Origin of the sequence: Aureitalea marina, assembly GCF_002943755.1 — a bacterium.
In the GTDB taxonomy this organism is placed as follows: Bacteria; Bacteroidota; Bacteroidia; order Flavobacteriales; family Flavobacteriaceae; genus Aureitalea; species Aureitalea marina.
Genome location: NZ_MQUB01000001.1, coordinates 2,244,181 through 2,263,751 on the forward strand (window position 1 = coordinate 2,244,181; position 19,571 = coordinate 2,263,751).

Below are 19,571 nucleotides of genomic sequence, written 5' to 3' on the forward strand. Positions count from 1 at the left end.
ATTTTACTAGCTTAGAAGTTGTGAAATACTTTTTAATCGTCTCTTTCCTTGCTATTTTGATCACTGGGATAAGCGGATTTGTGGTCAAACCGGACGATCTGGAAGGTGGAAATTTTCTGATTGGGATAGCTGTAGCGGCATTTTTCTTCCTTTGGATGCCCATATTTATCTACCACAGATGGAAAAACAGAAGTGTCAAGGATTACATGTTAACTAAGGAAAACATTGACAAAATGAGGGGTTACAGCAAGGACAAAAACCTCTGAAAATCAATTTTTAATAAAAATCTCGTCAATTCATTTTCTTCTGATTCGAGCATTTACTTACCTTTACTACTTAATTATCATTTACCCTTATTATGGAAGGAACAGTAAAATTCTTTAACGAGTCAAAGGGATACGGCTTTATCACCAACGATGAGACCGGTCAGGATATCTTTGTACACGTAACCAGTCTTGACGGACAAACCACCCTTAACCAGGGAGACAAAGTGGAGTATAGTGAAGCCGATGGCAGAAAAGGAAGAATCGCGACCGATGTAAAAGTGGTCAACGAATAATATACACCATTAACCAACCAAATGAATCCCTCCCTTACGGAGGGATTTTTTATTTGGATTGTCTTTTCCCTTCAAAGAACAACTTGAGCAGATCTCCACATTCCTTGGCTAACACACCTTGTTTTACTATCGTCTTGGGATGAAGATCAACCCCCTTTTCTTGATAACCTCTACCCGGATCGGTGGCTCCAAAAACAACTTTGGAAATCTGGCTCCAAAATAAGGCGCCCGCACACATGCTACAAGGCTCCAAGGTTACGTATAGGGTACAGTCTTTCAGGTATTTACCCCCAAGATAGTTGGCCGCAGCCGTAATGGCCTGCATCTCAGCATGCGCGGTCACATCGTTCAGGGTTTCGGTCAGGTTATGCGCCCTGGCTATGACCTGTCCTTTGGCCACTACTACAGCGCCTATCGGAACTTCGTCCTTATCGAAAGCCCGTTTGGCCTCGTTCAAGGCTTGTTTCATAAAGTGATTGTCGTCGAAAGGAGTGATCATTTGATGCCTATTCAATGAAACAAAAGTACAAACTCAAGCCGTATCTTTGGGTCGATGAAACATCCGCTATTAGAGCAGATCAATGAACCGGCAGACCTTCGTTTGCTGGAACCTTCACAATTGACCCAATTGGCATCAGAACTACGGGATTTTATTATCCGTATTGTCGCCACCAAGGAAGGTCATCTTGGGGCGAGTTTGGGTGTTGTAGAGTTGACGATCGCCCTTCATTATGTCTTTCAAACACCAGATGACCTGCTGGTTTGGGACGTGGGTCATCAGGCTTATGGTCATAAGATCCTTACGGGAAGGCGTGATATTTTCCACACCAACCGACAAAAAGATGGCATTAGCGGATTCCCCAAACGGGGGAAAGTCCTTATGACACCTTTGGAACTGGTCACAGCAGCACAGCTATCTCGGCTGCCTTGGGAATGGCCATGGCCTCTCAGCTTTCTGGGGATAGCAAAAGGCAACATATTGCGGTAGTTGGAGATGCTTCCATTGCCAGTGGTATGGCCTTTGAGGCCATGAATCACGCTGGAGTTACAGGTGCCAACTTGCTTATTGTACTGAATGACAATGCCATTGGAATAGATCCCAGTGTAGGGGCACTAAAAGACTATCTGGCACGAACATCTCCAGGAAAACCCGGCGGTGCATCAGCCCTTTTCAATGCGTTCAATTTAAACTATTCCGGGCCGGTGGACGGCCATGATCTACTGGCATTAGTAGAAGAGTTTGAGCGTTTGCGCCAATTAGAAGGTCCACGTCTGCTCCATATAGTCACCACCAAAGGAAAGGGACTACGCAAGGCTGAAGAGGATCAGGTACGCTATCATGCCCGGGTAAATTCGATGCGGATACCGGCGAACTGATTACCGGAAACCCAGTATCTGAGGGTCCGAAATTTCAAGACGTTTTTGGAAAAACCCTAGTGCAATTAGCGACTTCTAATCCGAAGATCATGGGTATCACTCCAGCCATGCCTACAGGAAGCTCTTTAAAATTCATGATAGAAGCCTTTCCGGATCGTGCCTTTGACGTAGGAATTGCGGAACAACACGCCGTAACGCTTGCGGCAGGTATGGCCACCCAGGGATATCGTGTTTTTTGCAATATCTACTCGACCTTTTTGCAACGCGCATATGACCAAGTGATCCACGATGTATGCCTTCAGAATTTGCCAGTGGTCTTCTGCCTGGATCGGGCTGGCCTGGTTGGAGAGGATGGGGCTACTCATCACGGGATTTTTGACTTGGCTTATCTAAGGTGCATCCCTAACCTGACCATTGTGGCTCCTAGAAATGCGATAGAACTTCGAAATCTGCTTTATACCGCACAGACTCAGATCGATGGTCCCTGGGCGATAAGATACCCCAGGGGTCGGGACAGGGTGATCCAATGGGAAAAGGACTTACAAGAGATAGTCCAAGGGAAAGGCGAGATATTGCGGAAGGGCAAAAAAATAGCCGTTCTTTCCTTAGGAACAACAGCTTACCAGGCGGAAGACGCCATAGACTTGACCCAATTGGATATTGGTCATTTTGATATGCGCTTTCTGAACCCCCTCGACAAGGAGTTGCTATTGGAGATCTTTGATCAGTATGAAATACTAATTTCTGTGGAAGACGGTGTAATTCAAGGTGGGTTTGGGAGTGCCATCTTGGAAGTAGCAGCCGAATACAACTACAAGGGAAAAATTATCAGACTTGGTGTAGACAACTACTTCCCACAGCACGCCTCTGTAGAAGAACTTAAGACCGAGGCAGGTATCTCTGTTCAGGACATCGCAAATACCTTACTGCAGTACGCATAAAAAAATCCCGTCCGGCAAAGCGAACGGGATTTCAATATTACTAGAACTGATCTTTTACTGAACGATCAGTTTCGTTGTTTGTGTAAAGTTCTCACTTTGGATCTGCACCAGGTACAATCCAGCTCTCAGAGCCGAAGTATTGATAGTACCAATTGTGCTAAGATCTACTTCAGAGGTCAGTACCACTCGACCATTCAAGTCTGTAATAGTTACCTGTGCATCGCCTATGTTAGTGAGCGAACGCAGATTGATCTGATCTCTTGTCGGATTCGGGTAGATGATAACACCATTACCTGAATCTCTATCTTCAAATCCTAGGGTACATTCTACAGGAAGATCAAAGGCCTCTGTCTGGTCAGACCGGTTAAAGGCACTTCCCTGGGAAGCACTCTCACCCAATCCACGGTTGGCAAATACAGCCCAGATCAAACAGCGGTTAGCACCTCCGTTGGCCAATTCGTCAGCCTCCAGGATGGCATCCCTTCCGTTAACGAACCCGGGGCTACAGTTCTGTAGCTTCAAACCGTCCATAACCAATTGCAACGCGATGTTATTTCCTCCATTTCCGTTATACAGATCCGCATCAAAACCATACTCATCGATCAAGGCCCAGGTCAGGTCCCAAAGCATGGTCGCCCATACGAATCCGATCCCGTGAGGCTGGCTTACACCGCTATTGGTGTTGGCATAAGTAAAGTCATTAATGGCAAAATCTGTGCTGTACGGCGCAGGTCGAATCCCGCCACCATTGGTCGGTTGACCGATAGCGTAAGTACCAATTCCACGGATATCTCCTCCTTGGTCACCTGGCTGCATGGTCATGATCAGTCCGAAGTAGTCACTCCAGCCTTCTCCCATTTGCTCGTCGTTACTCAGACAACCTGTGTTTCCAGGACCTCCGGTAAGACGGTTGGATATACCATGTCCATATTCGTGTACAATGATACCGTTATCCACATCCCCATCGATGGCATATGGTCCGGCCTCTTCTAATGATGCATTAATATTTCCACCTCCATCTAGCAGATCGATGATGTCCTCTCCATCCGACTGATTCACCATGATGGATGGAATAGTTACACTTCCTCCCTCAGCTCCGGCTCCCATCGCGATAGGGGCTCCTCCAACATTATTGACCATGATCACGGCTATTGCCCCCTGATTTTCAGCGGCTAAGATCTTCGTTCCAAACTCACAAGATCCTCTTCTGATCACAACGATCTTTCCGTTTAAGGATCCCCCATTGGTGATAGGATCACATCCGTCGTTAGCATCCGTAGATTCTCCGGCATTGTTGTCTTCCAGCAACGCCAGGTCACCGGTTAGTGGTGTAGACGGCAGTGGAGCTCCAAACTGGGCCGCAATTCCTTCGTATTGTCCTGCCAAAGGTCCGCCATTGATGGTCAATGGTTCTCCCGCAGGGCCGCTTGGAGACCAAAGGAACATGGTCATCCTTGGATTGTTTCCGTCCGGTGGAGTTCCGAAGGTAGCGTTGTTGGTTCCTCCGCCGTCTTGAGCATCAGCGTTTACCGAGTCACTTCCGGCACCGCCGTTTCCGTAGTTATTCTCCTGGAAATTACCATTGGCCTCAGTGAATCCATATTCGTACATCACGTCATGGATCAAGTTATTCCAGTAAAATAAGTTAGTGATCGCTGCCTCCTGCATATTCACAGGTGCAGTGTTAAAATTGAATGGGAAGTCGAAATTAAGGTCGGCTCCTCCGTCCGGAGAAAAACCTACACCGTTGTTGGCGTTTCTATCTTCCTGTGCCCATACGTTGTTTCCACGAGTGATGGTAAATTCTGCACCGGCAGATCCATTGGTATCATGCCATCCAAATGGAGAGGCATTACTACTTGACGGATCTTGAACCAATTGGTCGTTCCCGTGATTCGGGCTCTCGATAGGCGCAGGGAAAACACGATATTGGTTGCTGCCGCCTGCTGCAGCAGATGCCGGGAATAACATGCTTAATTCTTCCTTAGAACTATGACCGGCATGGCTGTGTGGTTCTGTCCCGAAGCTACAGCTCACTACCCAATCCAATTCGTGGATCAGCTCTCCTGTCTGGGCATCGATCCGCGCAGAATAGTAGTGACTTCCATCCAGCAAGAATATGCTCAGGTCCCAAGCCAAACGAAGACCTCCGTCCTCCATGGGTTGAAAGACCAACTTAACGGGGATCTCATTCATGGAGATCTGTCCGTCACTGAAAACTAAGGTTCCGTCAGGTCTCTCCTCCAACGCTTCCAGATTGACCGGTTGACCAAGACCATATTTCTGGGCAGCTCTACTAATGGCTGATGCAGCATTAATGGAAGGATTGGTCGTATTGATCTTGGCTCTTGCTGCAGGCACAAAAGACATGGCCGCATACTTTACCTGTCCGTTGTTGGCGATTGCAAAGGCAGATGTAGAATTGAAGATCTCAATTCCTTCTACACGCTGAACCATATACACATTGTTGATCTCCATACTGGAGGACCAACTTTGATTGGCCTGAATGATGTCAGAGAAGTCTTGGGCATTCAATCCCAATGTAGCTCGATTGGTGTTCAAATAGGATCGAACGACTTGGGTAAAGTCCTGTTGAGCCTGTAAAGAAAAACTAGCCAGTACGGCCAGCGAGAGTAATAACTTTTTCATGGCGAGAGTTTAGTGTTAAAGCTTGGTTTGTTCAGGTTGATAGGGCCCGAACTTAAAGTCGATAAAAATAACCTGAAACTTCAGAATAATCAAATTATCGTTTAATATTCCCTGGTTTGTTTAACTTTTTTCTGGATTTCCCGCGATTTTGTGAAAAATCTGCAACGAATTACCATCCGTTAACTGGGAAACAAGGTGACAGGATTTCATGAGGTAGTCGTAAACCGGGGTGTTACTTTTCACCTGAAAGGGAAAATTTCTTAACAACAGTGAATCAAATGGGGTGGGATTTCCACTTCTTTGTCCCTCCAGGGCAGTGGTATAGGCGTGTACCAGACTTGTCAGTACCCGATATCCCGAAAGTTCTTTATCCGTTACTTCCTGGCTTTGGTAGATCTTTTCCCGACTGATCTTGAGTATATCTTCGATCTGGGCCTCATAACGACAGCCGTCCAGTAAACCGTGATTCAGTTGACCCTTTAGGATCTGCTCTTCGTTATCTAGGAATCGCTCGACAGCCTCATTGATCAAGGTACCTATAGCCAGCGAACGCAAATAGGAAACCCGGTCTGCCCGTTGTTCCAGTTTGTGATATTTGGTGGTATCTATGCGATCCTTGACCAAATTGACCAGGTATTCCAAGGCAAATTCCTCATCGATCCAACCCAAGTTGATGCCGTCTTCGAAATCGATAATGGTATAGCAAATATCATCTGCTGCTTCCACCAGATAGGCCAATGGATGGCGGCAATACCGGCCATCACCTTGTGAGATCAGACCTAACTCAGTGGTCAACTCCTCAAAAAAGGGCAATTCACTTTGAAAGACCCCATATTTCTTATCGGCTATGGCCGTGGTTGGCTTTTTAGGTAAGGATGCCTTGGGATACTTCATAAATGCACCCAAGGTGGCATAGGACAGCCGGAGACCTCCGGAAATACCATCTCTGGATTCGGTCAATATCCTGAATCCATTGGCATTCCCTTCAAAATCTACCAGATCCTGGTATTGGGCGTCAGTGAGTTGGGACTTGAAACGCTGTCCTTCACCTTGCAGAAAGTAAGTCCCAATTGCCTTCTCTCCGCTGTGCCCAAATGGTGGGTTTCCTATATCATGAGCTAGAGCAGCAGAAGCGACTATGGCTCCAAAATCGTTAAAACGATACCCATGGGTAGTCTCCAGATAGGGATGTCGTTGTAACAAAGCTTGGCCCACAAGTCTACCCAAGGATCGGCCAACAACGCTTACCTCCAAACTATGAGTCAGCCTGGTATGGACAAAGGAGGTACTGCTCAATGGTATGACCTGTGTCTTGTCTTGAAGGCTTCTGAAAGCGGAGGAAAATATGATCCTATCGTAGTCAACTTCGAAACCCAAACGGGTCTCGTCCTGCTCTTGTCTTATTCGTTTGTTCTTGTCGCCAGATCGCCTCAGCGACAGCAATTGCTCCCATTGCATCATAGTGTGATCTTGTAGATATACTGGTAAAATACCAGGGCATTTAACACAGGCTAAATATACGGATAAGGTCTTCTAAAGATAAGATAACATCAAGGGAATCATTGATAACGTCAAGATAAAATCAAGATCAATACCGAGGTGTAGATTTGAGCGTGTTTAATTAAAAAGGCAAGATAATTATAAAGTTACCTTCTTAACATTAATCTAACCTTCTTCTTACCATAAACTAAGAGAAGGTTAACATTGGTCTAACTGGCATGGCCCCAAATTGAAGTTCCTTTGCAGCGCATATTGAATGACTATATGAAGTACATATCCTCAATCCTTCTCCTACTGTTGGGAACAGTGGGATTCGCGCAAACCGGAACTATCGAAGGAACGCTATTAGACAAAGAAGTGGAAGGCGAACCCCTTCCTTTTGCTAACGTAATAATTTTAGGTACGTCTACCGGGACGACCTCGGATTTTGACGGGAATTATATCCTTGAAGATGTACCTGTTGGAACTTACACCCTGGAGTTTAGTTTTATTGGCTATGAAACCATTACGGTACCTAATGTGGTGGTGGAAAATGGTAAGTTTACCAGGATCGATGCCTCATTGGGAGAAAGTGCTGCGGCCCTGGACGAAGTCGTTATTAAGGTTCAAACCTCCAGAGAACGGGAGCAAGCCCTTTTGATGGAGCAACGAAAAGCAGTAGAGATCAAAGAAAGCATAGGGGCACAACAATTGGCCCAGATGGGTGTACGTAATGCATCTACCGCCACCACTAAGATCTCAGGTGTATCCAAGAACGAAGGTTCAGGAGACATTTATGTACGTGGATTAGGGGATCGTTATCTCTCCACTACCTTGAACGGACTCCCGGTTCCATCTGATGATATCGAGAAAAAGAATATTGACCTAGGACTGTTTTCTACACGATTGATTCAAAGTATCTCCGTTAGTAAAACTTCCAGCCCAAAGTCATCTGCTGACCAAACATCGGGGATCGTAGATGTTACTTCCAAACAGCTGACCGGTTCTTCGGATTACTCGGCTTCGGCACGAATGGCTGTAAATACCAATGTCGCCAAGAGCGATGTCTGGAATAATTTCAAGGTGTCTCCTAATCAGGATGATGTAACCCTCGGATTCTACTATTCGGGTGTGCCCCTGATCAACAAGATTATCAATACGGGACAATCCTGGAACACTCAAACACAAAGTGCACCCGTAAATGGCGGTGTTGCGTTTACAGTAGGACAGAAGATCAACGATCGTTGGAAAATTCTTTTTACAGGAGGTCAGGGTCAAACGCATGAGTATCAAGAAGGCATTTTCCGCCAGTTCCGTGGAAACTTCATTGACGACACTATCACAGATGCCATTACCTGGACGCGAACCGTATCTACTCAAGCCTTATTGGATACCGAATTCAAGATCGATCCTGAAGAAGGCAACCATACTTTGAGGTTGACCTCATTGATGATCAATAAAGTGCAGGACGAAGTATTTGAAGGGGGTCGAGATGGCAATTCGACCATATTTGAGGAGACTGACCCAACCGAAGGCTTATTCCAATTTATACGGGATCAGAATATGAAATCTACGCTACTTTCTACTACGCAATTGGCAGGAAAGCACAATTTGTCCGAAGATTTAAGCATTAACTGGGCTGGAGGATTCAACTACCTAAGCGCCGACGAACCTAACCGGATTAGAAACGAGGTCAACTTTAACGACACCATCGTACAGTTGGGTAGAACAGGCGGGTTCCAGCAACGAAAATCTGAGCAGATCATCCTGGACCGGGAATACAATGCCCTGGTCAATGGAGACTGGCAGATCATTGAAGGCGAGCAGCGCAATTTGAAAGTAGCCATTGGAGGTACATTCCGTAAGAAAACACGTGACTTTAGATCGCAGTTCTACGGGGTGGAGGAAGCTTTTACTAATGCTGTCAATCCAGAGTCTATCGATCAGATTAATGACATTTTCACATTTGAGAACTTCGATGATAATACATTGAGAATAAATGTTCTTGACCCAGATCTTTATAAAGGTACACTTCAGTCGCTAGGTACTTATGTTGATTTTGTAGGACAACTGGACAAATTTACCCTTGAGGCTGGACTGCGCTGGCAGAAAGACGATATTGATGTAGACTTTGCCGTAAATAACTTTCCTGGAAGGGAAGGTCAGTCGCGTAAGGATTACAGTCGCTTATATCCCTCTGTTAATCTGAAGTACGCCATAAACGAAAAGCACAGCTTGCGGTTAGCCAACAGCTTTACAACCACCTTACCGGAATTCAAGGAGATCGCACCGTTCGAATATGTTTCGCCCGTAGGGCAAATTACCAGAGGAAATGTAAATCTGGAGGCATCGCGTAATATCAACTGGGACCTAAAATGGGAGTTTTTCCCAACAAGTGACCAATTGGTATCGGTGACTGGTTTCTACAAGGAGATCAAAGATCCTATCAATAAGGTACAGGACCGAGGTTCTGCAGGGGTATTCTCCTACTTCAACTCCGGAGAAGAGGCCATGGTATATGGGCTGGAAGTTGAAGGTCGAGTAAACCTAATCAAATCTGAAGAAGAAGGTCAGCCTGCTCTGCGTTTGATTGTAAACGCCGCTCGCCTCTGGCATGAGCAAGATCTTAAAGAGATCAGAGACGAACAGGGTAATCTCATTCAGACTTTCCGTTATAACAACCTGACCAAAACGGACCTGCAAGGTGCTTCCGACTGGATCATGAACGCCTCTTTGAATTTCAACACCAAGACTGAAAATCCATTTGATACAACTCTGAGCATGAACTATGCATCGGACAGGATATTCGCTTTAGGAGCTCCCACTAATCAAACATCTAACGACATCAACTACAACGATGCCATTGTGGAAAAAGGATTTGTAACCCTCGACCTGGTTGTTCGCAAAGAATTTGGCGAAAACTGGCGAGTTGGACTATCAGCATTGAACATATTAAACCCAACGATAAAACGAACTCAATTGGTCAAACCAAGTACAACCGGAATCGAAACCGAAGAAACGGTGAGGTCCTACAAGAACGGTTCTATCCTGGGGTTAAATGTTAACTATTCTTTCTAATTAAAAATCAATACTTAAACTGAACAACATGAAAAAGTGGAGAAATTTAGCTCTCATTTTTGCCCTCTTCGGAGGACTTATCCTCACGGGGTGTAGCAGTGATAACGGTGGAGGAACTCCTCCTCCTACTGGAGACGACGACCAAGGCGGTGGAGGTCCCGTAGAAGACACAGACCTGGGTGGTAACCTTACTGAAGATCGCACCCTGATCGCAAGCGAACAATACCGCATAACTGCACCACTACTGGTTAAAGAAGGTGTTACCCTTACCATTCCTGCTGGCACCGAGATCGTATCAGAAGTAGGAATTGACCGTTACATCGCTGTAGAACAAGGAGCGACTATCAATGTTCTAGGAACTGCATCGGCACCCGTTATCATGCGAACCGCAGATTCTAACCCAGGAGACTGGGGCGGACTAGTTATCTGTGGGCGTGGCCCAACCACCGAAGGAATTGACGTGATAGCCGAGGTTGGCGGATTGGTCTATGGCGGAACTAACGCAGAAGATAACTCCGGAACAATCAACTACCTGATCATTAAAGGATCCGGAGCACAAATCAACTCGGAATCACAGTACAACGGATTATCCCTGTATGCTGTTGGCTCAGGAACAACCATCGAAAATGTAGCTGTATTAAACGGTGCTGATGATGGGGTCGAGTTCTTTGGAGGTACCGTATCCATGAGTAACTATTACTCCGAAGACAATGAAGATGATTCCATCGACTGGACTGAGGGATGGAATGGAACCTTGACCAACTCCTATGTACTGCATAACATCGATGGATTTTCTACTGTTATCGAAGCTGATGGGGACAATTTCAACCCAACGATACAGAACCTGACTGCGCTTTCCTTTACCGGCGGGACTGCTCTTCAGTTCAAGAAAGAATCAGGTGCAACCATCAACGGACTCTCACTGACTGGTTATGATACCTCTATCGATATGAAAGACGATGGGCCCCTTGCCAATGTCATTATCGAGGGAGAAGTTGGAAACCCTGATTTGAGCTATACTACTCCTCCTACTGTGGATATCGAGATGTTCTCTTGGGTAGAAACTACGGCTGGTGGAAGCGAAGAAATTTTGCAAGGGACTGTTACAGGAACCGTTACTCTGGATGCATCTGTTAGTTATTTGCTGAATTCTTCATACATCGTGCAAGATGGAGGAGAACTGATCATTCCGGCTGGCACTAAGATCACTGCACGTGACGGAGGAACTTCCGTTTATATTGCAGTGCTTAGAGGAGGTAAGATCCAAGTTAACGGAACTGCAGACAATCCGGTTGTCATGTCTACCGAGGCCGAATTACCCGGAGGCTGGGGTGGTTTAGTAATCTGTGGTGATGGTCCAACAACAGAGGGTCAGAATGTGGTAGCCGAAATCGGTGGTTTCACCTATGGCGGAACGAACGATACCGATAATTCTGGTAACATCGATTACCTGGTTATCCTTGGCACTGGAGCTCAGATCAACTCAGAATCTCAATATAATGGGGTGTCTCTTTACGCTATTGGAAGTAATACCTCCATTAACAATATTGCGGTTATAAACGGTGCAGATGATGGTGTTGAGTTCTTTGGCGGAACAGTTAGTGCAACTAACATTTATCTGGAGAACAACGAAGACGACGCTGTAGACTGGACTGAAGGATGGAACGGTACGGTTACCAATACGTATGTCCTGCATAATATTGACGGGTTTTCTACGGCCGTAGAAGCAGATGGTGATAATTTCAACCCGACCCTAAATAACTTCACTGCAGTCTCGTCAACAGGCGGAACAGCTTTACAGTTCAAAAAGGAATCCGGTGCAACCATGACAAATGTCCTATTGGACGGATACGATACCAATGTCGATATGAAGGACGATGGACCAGTATCCAATATAATCGTAGACGGAGCACCCATGACCACTGTCAATGACGACGTTTTTAATGGTACTGCCGTAGACATCTCAGGATGGACGTGGATCAATGCCCGTCTGGATAACTAGTGAATTGAATTAGTCAGCAACTGTACTATTGTTGATCTAACCATAAAAAAAGGCTGTTCGTTCTGAACAGCCTTTTTTGTTTTTCAATCTATTAAGCTTAATTACTTACAACACGGGTGTCGGTGATTTCGTAAGTATCTACCCGCACGATCTTGGAATCGGAATAGATAACTTCCTTCATGGTGTTGTTTGCGTAGAACCTCCATGTTCCCACTTTAACACCATTGGCATATTGTCCAACTGAAACAATTTGGCCAAAGCGATCAAAACTAATCCAGTCACCGTCCAGTACCCCTTCTAAGTTATATACCCCTAGTTGGGCTATTTCGCCGTTGTCGTGATAGATCGTTGCTTCGATCCTGTCTCCATCACGCTCGTAGGTATCTTTCTTTATGTCTTGGGCCGTCATTAGACTCATACTGCACAGGCCCACAACCAATAATAGTGCTAACTTCTTCATATCCGGGCAGTTTTAATTAATATTTACTTTACAAATATATGCTCCAATTTACTTTCTTGCAACTTTTACATAACATTAATTTTACATTAAATCTTTAATATATTGTTTTTTAGTACTTTACACTTGTCGGTAATTGTGATCATTTCATCTAAACCTTATGGCACAACGTCTATCAGGAGTTAAGGGTAAATATTTCGTGCCGACCTGAATTAACTCATAACAATTCCGTAACACAGCTATCAAAAAATAAGTGGATTTTTGCCTTTTATAGCCTCCCTGCTTTATGGACAATATTTATTTGTGGATGCTGATCGCCCTGGCCGTACTGGCCATAGCCGATTTGGTGGTAGGTGTAAGCAATGATGCCGTAAATTTCCTGAACTCGGCCATCGGATCTAAAGCCGTCTCCTTCAAGACAATCATGATCGTAGCCAGTATTGGTATTGCCTTTGGGGCACTGTCTTCCAGCGGTATGATGGAAGTGGCTAGGAAAGGGATATTCGTACCCAGTCAGTTCTACTTTGACGAGATCATGATCATTTTTATGGCTGTCATGATCACCGATATTCTACTGTTGGATTTTTTCAATAGCCTGGGATTACCGACTTCAACTACGGTATCTATTGTTTTTGAACTTTTAGGGGCGGCCGTATGTATGTCACTGATCAAGATCGCGGCCAACGACGGCAGCATACTAGAATTGGGAAATTATATAAACTCCTCCAAGGCCACCGAGATCATATTGGGAATATTGTTGTCTGTGGTAGTGGCCTTTTCAATCGGGGCCATCGTCCAATATGTTGCCCGTTATTTGCTGACCTTCAATTTTGAACGCAAGTCCATCTATGCCGCATCCATCTTTGGAGGATTGGCGGTTACCGCTATTGCCTATTTCATTATAGTAAAAGGACTAAAGGGAGCAGATATACTTCCACAAGGATTCAATGAATGGGCACAGACCAATTTGTGGCAGTTCATTGGAGTGAATGTCGTGTTCTGGACCCTGTTGTCCGGGATATTGATTGCCGCCTTTAAGATCAATATTTATAAACAGATCATCGTATTAGGAACCTTTGCCCTGGCCATGGCCTTTGCCGGGAACGATCTGGTTAACTTCATCGGAGTGCCTATGGCGGCTTACCAATCCTACCTGGACTGGACTGCTGCTGATCCGGCTGTAGCGGCCAATGCCTTTAGCATGGAAAGCCTTTCGGCTAAAGTACCTACCCAACCGCTTCTATTGCTTCTTGCCGGGTTGGTCATGGTATTGACCCTCTGGTTCAGTGAAAAAGCCAGGAGAGTAGTCAAAACATCTGTAGACCTCTCAAGTCAGTCGGATGTCCAAGAACGCTTCAAACCTAACTGGCTAGCCCAAAATCTGGTTAGAGGTGTAATTGGCATGAACAAATTGGTCATAACGATCTTACCGGACAGAACCCAAAAAAGTATTTCCAGACGCTTTACCCCGACCACCAGTTCATTGATACTAGATGCCGATAAACCGGCCTTCGATATGGTGAGAGCTGCCGTCAACCTGGTTGTGGCCAGTGTATTGATCTCTATCGCCACCGGGATGAAATTACCCTTGTCTACCACCTACGTTACCTTTATGGTGGCCATGGGATCCTCCCTTGCAGACCGTGCCTGGGGAAGTGATAGCGCAGTATACCGAGTATCCGGGGTTATTAATGTTATTGCTGGTTGGTTTATGACTGCCCTAACGGCATTCACAGCCGCCGCCATTATGGCCTTTTTGATCTACCAGTTTGGAGCCATCGCTCTGATCGCTCTTCTAGTCTTAGCTCTTTTCCTCATAACCCGGAACTACGTCAATGTGCGTAAGGACACCAAGGAGATTAAAGAAGAACTCACCTTTAAAATGGCCGAAAGTTCTTCCATTAAAGGGGTTATTCAAGAAAGCTCAGAGAATGTAGCCGTAGTTATGAAACGCGGAAATAAGCTCTTATCCGATACTATGCGGAATCTGTCCAAACAAGACCTGAAAGGCTTGCGTAAAGCGCGCGCTTATGCGGAAGAATTATCGGACGAGATGGACGAGTTAAAGAATCACGTCTTTTATTATATCAAGAACCTGGACGGTGATACTCACGGCGCCAGCCGGTTTTACTTACTCATCCAAGATTCTCTTCAAGATATTGTTCAGTCCTTGAGTTATATTACAAAAGCCAGTTATAAACACGTTAAAAACGGACACAAAGGTCTTCGCTTTAACCAGATCAGGGATCTAAAAGAGATCGAATCCCGTCTGCTGGAGATCTTTGCACGGGTTGAAAAGGAATTCAAGAATCAGACCTTGGAAAACCTGCCTGAGATCATAGAGGCCAAGCAGGAATTCTACAATTTCATTTCGGACGATATAGAAAGACAGATAGCCCGGACCAAAGATCCCGAGTCTAGTCCTAAGAATACAACACTTTATTTTAGCCTGTTATTAGAGTGTAAGGATATTGTCGAAGCCTTAACCCTACTTCTGGAGCACTACTATGTAGAATATGTCAACTCCAGAGAGATAGACCTACTTTAAGCTCTTCTATTCCGAGAAATTAGTTTAAACTATATTTAGTCATCCGATTAAACCAAACCAGATGACTATCCGAACACTTCTTTGTTTGTTGCTTATTCCATTTACTGGGGAAATAATGGCCCAGGAATTGACTGGTAAGCAACTATTGCAAAATGCTATTGAATATCACGATCCCGAAGGACAATGGAGCACCTTTAGGGGTAAGCTGAAAATTGTCATGGAAACACCCAAGTCCGAAGATCGGATAAGTGAAATTTGGATCGATCTTCCGTCTGATATCTTCCGTTTGACCGCTCGTAAAGGTGAACTTACCACACACTATGAACTGATAAACGGGGCGTGTAATTTAAGATTGAATGGAGAGTTGGAATTCGACCTGGACGAAGCTGAAAAAGCCGGCTTGACTTGTGAGCGAGCTACACTTTACCGGAATTACTACACCTATCTGTACGGCCTACCCATGAAGCTCAAGGATCCCGGCACCAATGTAGATCCCGTTGTGAAGCGCATGACATTCAAGGGAAAAGAATATCTAGTTCTGAATGTGAACTACGACCAGGAAGTGGGTACGGACGTCTGGCGATTCTACTTTGATCCAACCACCTACGCCATGGAGGTCTATCAGTTCTTTAAGGGCGATCCGGAAGGCAAAGGAAAGAATACCGGTGAATACATCTTATTGGACGGCATAGAGATGGTAGAAGGCATGAAGATCCCAAAAACCAGGGCCTGGTATTACAACAAAGGCGACAAATACCTGGGAACTGACATACTACAATAAAAAAAGGCAGCCTTGGGCTGCCTTTTTAATATTAACACTTGTAATCTAGGATCCACACATCAGGCAATCTTCATCGTCCTGAGCGTCTTTGGATTGCGCCAACAGATCGCGTAGTTCTTGAGCGGTCATCGGCTTATCTGCTGCAGAGGTAGCGGCGCTAACCTCGGCGGTTTCCGCCACAGCAACAGGTTCTTTCTTGGACTCGTTACTAAGGGTGAACTTAATGGCGTCCACCGCACTTTTGGTGCGCAGGTAATACATCCCTGTTTTGAGTCCGTTCTTCCATGCATAGAAATGCATTGAAGTCAATTTGGCGTAATTCGCGTTCTCCATAAAGAGATTCAACGATTGGGATTGATCAATGAAGTAGCCTCTATGACGAGACATATCGATGATGTCCTTCATACTCAATTCCCATACGGTCTTATATAGATCTTTCAATTCCTGTGGAATGATTTCAATCCCCTGGATAGAACCATTGGCACGCATGATCTCTTGCTTTAGATCGTCGTTCCAAAGCCCAAGTTTGACCAGGTCTTCCAACAAGTGTTTGTTGACCACGATGAACTCCCCGGATAACACCCTTCGGGTATAGATATTGGAGGTATAGGGCTCGAAAGCTTCGTTATTTCCAAGTATTTGGGAAGTAGAAGCGGTAGGCATAGGAGCTACAAGCAATGAGTTCCTCACTCCGTTCTTCTTGACATCTTTTCTGAGCTTAGCCCAGTCCCAACGACCACTGAGTTCATCATCTTGGATACCCCACAAGTTGTATTGGAATTCGCCATTGGAGATCGGCGACCCCTTATAGCTTTCATATGGACCATCGGCCTTAGCCTCTTCCATTGAAGCTGTAACTGCAGCAAAATAAAGGGTTTCAAAGATCTCTTGGTTCAGTTTTTTGGCTTCATCACTGGTAAAAGGCAGACGCAACATGATGAATGCATCGGCCAATCCTTGAACTCCCAAACCTACCGGACGGTGACGGAAATTTGAATTTCGAGCTTCGGGAACTGGATAGAAGTTCCTATCGATCACCCGGTTCAGGTTCTTGGTCACTCGCTTAGTCACCTTGAACAAGGCCTTGTGATCAAACTCTCCGTTCTTCACAAACATTGGCAGGGCTATGGAGGCCAAATTACAAACTGCAACCTCGTCTTCTGAGGTATACTCCAGGATCTCGGTACAGAGGTTAGATGACCGAATAGTCCCCAGATTCTTCTGGTTACTCTTGCGGTTGGCGGAATCCTTGTATAGCATATAAGGCGTCCCAGTTTCAATCTGAGACTCCAATATTTTTTCCCAAAGTTCACGTGCCTTAATGGTCTTGCGTCCCTTGTCTTGGGCCTCGTACTCCATATACATTTGCTCGAACTCCTCTCCATGGGTATCGAAGAGCCCGGGGCATTCGTTAGGACACATCAGGGTCCAGGGGCCATCCTCCTGAACGCGTTTCATGAAAAGATCGGGAATCCACATGGCATAGAACAGGTCCCTCGCGCGCATTTCTTCTTTTCCGTGATTCTTCTTCAGATCCAGGAAATCGAAAATGTCTGCATGCCAGGGTTCAACATAAATGGCAAATGAACCTTTCCGTTTTCCACCACCCTGATCCACATATCGGGCAGTATCATTAAACACTCTAAGCATGGGTACTATCCCATTGGAAGTCCCGTTTGTACCAGCGATGTAAGAGCCGGTAGCTCGTATGTTATGAATGCTAAGTCCTATTCCTCCTGCGGACTGAGAGATCTTGGCCGTTTGCTTAAGGGTGTCATATATCCCATCGATGCTATCGTCCTTCATGGTCAAGAGGAAGCAGGAAGACATTTGTGGCTTGGGTGTACCACTGTTGAATAGCGTAGGTGTAGCGTGAGTAAAGAACTTCTTGGACATCAGCTCGTAGGTTTCCTTAGCCGCTTCCAGGTCGTCCAGGTGGATCCCAACAGAAACACGCATCAACATATGCTGTGGTCGTTCCACTATCTGGCCGTTCAATTTTAGTAGATATGAGCGCTCCAGGGTTTTAAAACCGAAGTAGTCGTATCCGAAATCTCGGTTGTAGATGATGGTAGAGTCTAACTCATCGGCATTGTCCATGATCACCTTGTAGACCTCATCACTTAATAAAGGTGCATTTTTTCCAGTTCTAGGATTGACATACTGGTAAAGGTCGGTCATAACCTCAGAGAAAGACTTCTTAGTATTCTTGTGAAGATTGGATACAGAGATACGGGCCGCCAATTTTGCGTAATCCGGATGGGTTACCGTCATGGTCGCGGCAATTTCCGCTGCCAGATTATCCAGCTCGCTGGTCGTAACCCCATCGTACAATCCTTCGATCACCCGCATGGCTACTTTCACCGGGTCTACTAGTTCGTTGAGCCCATAGCACAACTTCCGCACACGCGATGTGATCTTATCGAACATCACGGGTTCCCTACGGCCGTCTCTCTTAATTACATCCATTTCGTCTTACTTATGTGTTACTTAGTTTGTGTCTGAGCAAACGAATCCTGTGTGAATCCCTTCACAATGACTCGTTTGTATTCTAAGTGAAACCCGCCTGTCTTGAGGCATGACAGACGATGGCTCCCTAAAAATCGGCGTCGAAAGTAATCTCTTTCGACTCTTTGTCTGAGTTGCTGACGTTCGCTTTTTGGTATTCGGAAACCCGTTTCTCGAAGAAATTGGTCTTTCCTTGAAGCGAAATCATATCCATAAAATCAAATGGATTAGTAGCATTGTATTCCTTCTCACAGCCCAATTCAACCAACAAGCGGTCGGTAACAAATTCGAGATATTGGGTCATGAGTTTTGCGTTCATCCCAATCAAACTGACAGGCAAAGATTCGGTAATGAATTCTCTTTCAATGTTTAGTGCATCCACGATGATCCCCCGTATACGCTCTTTGGGTACCGGATTGATCAGGTGGTGGTTGTGAAGATGGACCGCAAAGTCGCAGTGCATCCCTTCATCCCTGGAGATCAACTCGTTGGAAAAGGTCAAACCGGGCATCAATCCCCGTTTTTTAAGCCAGAAAATAGAACAGAAGGCTCCGGAAAAGAAAATACCCTCCACTGCTGCAAACGCGATCAATCGCTCTGCAAAGCTTGGGCTTTCGATCCATTTCAAGGCCCAATCGGCCTTCTTCTTGATGGCTGGAAAATTTTCGATCGCCTTAAATAGGGTGTCCTTTTCCTTGTCGTCCTTTACATAGGTATCGATAAGCAGTGAATAGGTCTCACTGTGAATGTTCTCCATCATGATCTGAAACCCATAGAAGAACTTCGCCTCGGTATATTGTACCTCGTTGACGAAGTTCTCCGCCAGGTTTTCATTCACGATACCATCACTTGCGGCAAAAAAAGCTAAGATGTGCTTAATGAAGTAGCGCTCGTCATCTGATAGCTTAGAACCCCAGTCCGTCAGATCCTGGTGGAGATCGATCTCCTCCGCTGTCCAAAAACTGGCTTCACTTTTCTTGTACCATTCCCAGATATCGTGGTGTTGGATAGGAAAGATGACAAATCGGTTCTTGTTCTCTGCTAAAATCGGCTCTACTGCACTCATGTGTCCTTTTCGTTTAAAATATTGGCATACTTCTCGTTACTAGGGACTAACAAATATGAAAAAAAAGGAAGTTAAAAGGCTGAAATTGCGATTTGGGTTTTTAACAAAGTTGTCAACACGCTCTGT

12 protein-coding genes and 1 pseudogene are annotated in these 19,571 nt (G+C 45.4%); 7 read left to right on the forward strand and 6 right to left on the reverse strand.

What is annotated here, in order from left to right:
- The first annotated feature begins 20 nt into the window (after window positions 1-20).
- Together BST85_RS10235 and BST85_RS10240 are read left to right on the forward strand one after the other, a co-directional pair.
- On the forward strand, window positions 21-266 hold the full coding sequence (locus BST85_RS10235; protein WP_104813150.1) for a hypothetical protein: 246 nt from the start codon (window positions 21-23) through the stop codon (window positions 264-266).
- 92 nt (window positions 267-358) lie between these two features.
- The gene (locus tag BST85_RS10240) at window positions 359-559 is read left to right on the forward strand and encodes a cold-shock protein (RefSeq protein ID WP_104813151.1); all 201 of its coding nucleotides are present in this window, start codon (window positions 359-361) and stop codon (window positions 557-559) included.
- A gap of 49 nt (window positions 560-608) precedes the next feature.
- Here the strand turns inward: BST85_RS10240 and BST85_RS10245 are convergent, their stop codons facing one another.
- A complete protein-coding gene (locus BST85_RS10245; RefSeq protein WP_104813152.1) occupies window positions 609-1,058 on the reverse strand; it encodes a nucleoside deaminase in 450 nt (149 codons plus the stop codon).
- Window positions 1,059-1,112: 54 nt separating this feature from the next.
- On the opposite strand from BST85_RS10245, the pseudogene BST85_RS10250 reads away from it, so the two are divergent.
- Window positions 1,113-2,877, forward strand: a pseudogene (locus BST85_RS10250) (1-deoxy-D-xylulose-5-phosphate synthase).
- A 54-nt stretch (window positions 2,878-2,931) separates the two neighbouring features.
- Here BST85_RS10250 and BST85_RS10255 read toward each other — a convergent pair.
- Both BST85_RS10255 and dgt read right to left on the reverse strand, forming a co-directional pair.
- Entirely contained in the window at window positions 2,932-5,526 is a 2,595-nt protein-coding gene (locus BST85_RS10255; protein ID WP_104813153.1) for a T9SS-dependent M36 family metallopeptidase, read from the reverse strand.
- A 120-nt stretch (window positions 5,527-5,646) separates the two neighbouring features.
- Window positions 5,647-6,984 carry a dGTP triphosphohydrolase gene (dgt, locus tag BST85_RS10260; RefSeq protein ID WP_104813986.1) on the reverse strand — a complete coding sequence of 446 codons (1,338 nt, stop codon included), beginning with the start codon at window positions 6,982-6,984 and terminating at the stop codon, window positions 5,647-5,649.
- Window positions 6,985-7,290: 306 nt separating this feature from the next.
- Here dgt and BST85_RS10265 point away from each other — a divergent pair, with 306 nt between their 5' ends.
- Complete coding sequence (locus BST85_RS10265; RefSeq protein ID WP_104813154.1) at window positions 7,291-10,083, forward strand: TonB-dependent receptor; 2,793 nt, start codon at window positions 7,291-7,293, stop codon at window positions 10,081-10,083.
- 28 nt (window positions 10,084-10,111) lie between these two features.
- Window positions 10,112-12,085 carry a hypothetical protein gene (locus BST85_RS10270; protein WP_104813155.1) on the forward strand — a complete coding sequence of 658 codons (1,974 nt, stop codon included), beginning with the start codon at window positions 10,112-10,114 and terminating at the stop codon, window positions 12,083-12,085.
- Window positions 12,086-12,182: 97 nt separating this feature from the next.
- Here the strand turns inward: BST85_RS10270 and BST85_RS10275 are convergent, their stop codons facing one another.
- Window positions 12,183-12,545, reverse strand: a complete 363-nt coding sequence (locus BST85_RS10275) for a toxin-antitoxin system YwqK family antitoxin (protein WP_104813156.1) — start codon at window positions 12,543-12,545, stop codon at window positions 12,183-12,185.
- Window positions 12,546-12,828: 283 nt separating this feature from the next.
- Between BST85_RS10275 and BST85_RS10280 the strand changes: the two genes are divergently transcribed.
- Both BST85_RS10280 and BST85_RS10285 read left to right on the forward strand, forming a co-directional pair.
- Entirely contained in the window at window positions 12,829-15,090 is a 2,262-nt protein-coding gene (locus BST85_RS10280) for an inorganic phosphate transporter (RefSeq protein WP_104813157.1), read from the forward strand.
- Between the two features lie 61 nt (window positions 15,091-15,151).
- Window positions 15,152-15,871 carry a DUF6503 family protein gene (locus BST85_RS10285; protein ID WP_104813158.1) on the forward strand — a complete coding sequence of 240 codons (720 nt, stop codon included), beginning with the start codon at window positions 15,152-15,154 and terminating at the stop codon, window positions 15,869-15,871.
- 45 nt (window positions 15,872-15,916) lie between these two features.
- Here the strand turns inward: BST85_RS10285 and BST85_RS10290 are convergent, their stop codons facing one another.
- Together BST85_RS10290 and BST85_RS10295 are read right to left on the reverse strand one after the other, a co-directional pair.
- The gene (locus BST85_RS10290) at window positions 15,917-18,340 is read right to left on the reverse strand and encodes a ribonucleoside-diphosphate reductase subunit alpha (RefSeq protein WP_104813159.1); all 2,424 of its coding nucleotides are present in this window, start codon (window positions 18,338-18,340) and stop codon (window positions 15,917-15,919) included.
- A gap of 127 nt (window positions 18,341-18,467) precedes the next feature.
- Entirely contained in the window at window positions 18,468-19,445 is a 978-nt protein-coding gene (locus tag BST85_RS10295; protein ID WP_104813160.1) for a ribonucleotide-diphosphate reductase subunit beta, read from the reverse strand.
- Window positions 19,446-19,571 lie beyond the last annotated feature (126 nt).

Coding starts and splice junctions, on each gene's coding strand:
- BST85_RS10240 (WP_104813151.1), top strand. CDS start 359: ATGGAAGGAACAGTAAAATTCTTTAACGAGTCAAAGGGATACGGCTTT.
- BST85_RS10245 (WP_104813152.1), bottom strand. CDS start 1,058: ATGATCACTCCTTTCGACGACAATCACTTTATGAAACAAGCCTTGAAC.
- BST85_RS10255 (WP_104813153.1), bottom strand. CDS start 5,526: ATGAAAAAGTTATTACTCTCGCTGGCCGTACTGGCTAGTTTTTCTTTA.
- dgt (WP_104813986.1), bottom strand. CDS start 6,984: ATGCAATGGGAGCAATTGCTGTCGCTGAGGCGATCTGGCGACAAGAAC.
- BST85_RS10265 (WP_104813154.1), top strand. CDS start 7,291: ATGAAGTACATATCCTCAATCCTTCTCCTACTGTTGGGAACAGTGGGA.
- BST85_RS10270 (WP_104813155.1), top strand. CDS start 10,112: ATGAAAAAGTGGAGAAATTTAGCTCTCATTTTTGCCCTCTTCGGAGGA.
- BST85_RS10275 (WP_104813156.1), bottom strand. CDS start 12,545: ATGAAGAAGTTAGCACTATTATTGGTTGTGGGCCTGTGCAGTATGAGT.
- BST85_RS10280 (WP_104813157.1), top strand. CDS start 12,829: ATGGACAATATTTATTTGTGGATGCTGATCGCCCTGGCCGTACTGGCC.
- BST85_RS10285 (WP_104813158.1), top strand. CDS start 15,152: ATGACTATCCGAACACTTCTTTGTTTGTTGCTTATTCCATTTACTGGG.
- BST85_RS10290 (WP_104813159.1), bottom strand. CDS start 18,340: ATGGATGTAATTAAGAGAGACGGCCGTAGGGAACCCGTGATGTTCGAT.
- BST85_RS10295 (WP_104813160.1), bottom strand. CDS start 19,445: ATGAGTGCAGTAGAGCCGATTTTAGCAGAGAACAAGAACCGATTTGTC.